1 protein-coding gene is annotated in these 949 nt (G+C 56.6%); it reads left to right on the top strand.

Going from position 1 to position 949, the window contains the following annotated elements; translation table 11 throughout:
• Positions 1 to 120 precede the first annotated feature (120 nt).
• Positions 121 to 949, top strand: an 829-nt coding sequence (locus QQL28_RS45705) for an IS4/Tn5 family transposase DNA-binding protein (protein WP_284276434.1), incomplete at its 3' end; no start/stop codon positions are given.

Genomic DNA, 949 nt, shown 5'->3' with positions numbered 1-949 from the left:
GCGAAAACTTGAATCGGCAGAATCTGTTGTGATTCGTTGTCGAGCACCTGATTCGCAATTTGATGGTGCTCGGTGCATTTGGTATTAAAGGATCCTGCGAAAGCGCGTGCTCAGCGATTGATGACCGGCGTCGAGACGTGGGTTGATCGGGAAGTTGCGGGGTGTGAATTTAAGGATGAGCGGCTCGGCCGCCGATTTTGCAAATTGCTCGGGCAGATCGGGAGCGACATGGGTCAGAGCATCCCGCTAGTTTGTCAGGACTGGGCGAACACGAAGGCCGCGTATCGCTTCTTCTCCAACGAACGGGTCAACGAGGCGGATATTCTTGGCGGCCACTTTGAGGCTACGCACGGGCGCGCAACGACAACGGAGGGACCGATCCTTGTCCTCCATGACACGACGGAATTCAGCTTCAAGCGGGAGAAACCGGATCTGATTGGCTTTACGGGCAAGACGGCAGGGCGCACGCAGTGCGGCATCCTGATGCATTCGAGCTTGGCCGTGACGACCGATGGACTTCCGCTCGGCCTGGCGGCAATCAAGTTCTGGACACGCAAGAAGTTCAAGGGGACGACGGCGCTGAAGCGCAAGATCAATCCGACACGGGTTCCGATCGAACAGAAGGAGAGCGTCCGTTGGCTGGAAAATCTGCGGCAAGCGACCGACCTTCTCGCTGCACCTGGACGATGCATTCATATCGGCGATCGCGAGAGCGACATTTATGAGCTGTTCTGTCTGGCCGAGGAGATTGGAACGCATTTCCTGGTGCGAACCTGCGTTGATCGACTCGCCGGGGACGGCAATCATACAATTGCCGACGAAATGGACGAGGTCGCGGTCAAAGGTCTGCACCGGGTGGCTGTCAAGGATGACAAAGGTGATCCGGATGAAGCGCTTCTTGAAATTTGCTTCCGTAAGCTTCGAATTCTGCCGCCGATCGGCAAGCAGA

The organism is Bradyrhizobium iriomotense, from assembly GCF_030160715.1.
Lineage (GTDB): Bacteria > Pseudomonadota > Alphaproteobacteria > Rhizobiales > Xanthobacteraceae > Bradyrhizobium > Bradyrhizobium iriomotense.
The sequence above is the reverse complement of the archived record's forward strand: the minus strand, read 5'-3'. Positions and strand labels throughout refer to the sequence as shown.